The sequence below is a fragment of the Pseudomonas sp. FW305-E2 genome (genome assembly GCF_058782925.1).
The window spans coordinates 1-554 of the sequence record NZ_JBYSYE010000101.1 but is presented as its reverse complement, the minus strand read 5'-3'; the positions used below and the strand labels follow the sequence as shown (position 1 = coordinate 554).

The following is a 554-nucleotide window of genomic DNA, read 5'->3' as shown; positions in this document are numbered from 1 at the left end:
CTGCCGATCAACAACCACAGTGCATTGACCTTCACGCTGAGCGACGGCAAAACCGTCATCACCGTGCCGGCCAACGGTACCGTGGGTACTGCTACCGTGACTGCCCCGGACAACGTCTACGTCGGTACCAACGACCCTGTGATCAAATCGATCGCTACCGTTGAAGGCGCGGATGTCGGCAAGTTCGAGCAGCTGACCCTCGACAAGACGCCGGTCAGCACTACCGTCACCGACGAGCCTGGTACCCCAGGCAACCCGGGCGGCAGCAACGAAGGCGACCTGGTCAAGGTCACTATTACTGCTGACCAGACTTCGGTAGCTGAGAACGTCAAACCGACCTTCACTGTGCACGTCAACCAGCCGCTGGCCCACGACCTGGTCGTGACCCTGAGCAACAACGCCCAGGTCACCATCAAGGCCGGTGAAACCAGCGCGCCGTACACCCACGCTGCTCAGGGTGATGACGTCTACAACGACGCTGGCCAGATCAGCCTGGGTATTAATTCGGCGGTAGACGCCACTGGCGCTACGTTCGAGAACCTGCAACTGGGCGG

General features: G+C 60.6%; 1 protein-coding gene. It reads left to right on the top strand.

Annotated elements, in window-relative coordinates; all coding sequences use genetic code 11:
* A partial coding sequence (locus tag AC3WLP_RS27855) for an immunoglobulin-like domain-containing protein (protein WP_492576401.1) occupies positions 1–554 on the top strand: 554 nt, incomplete at both ends.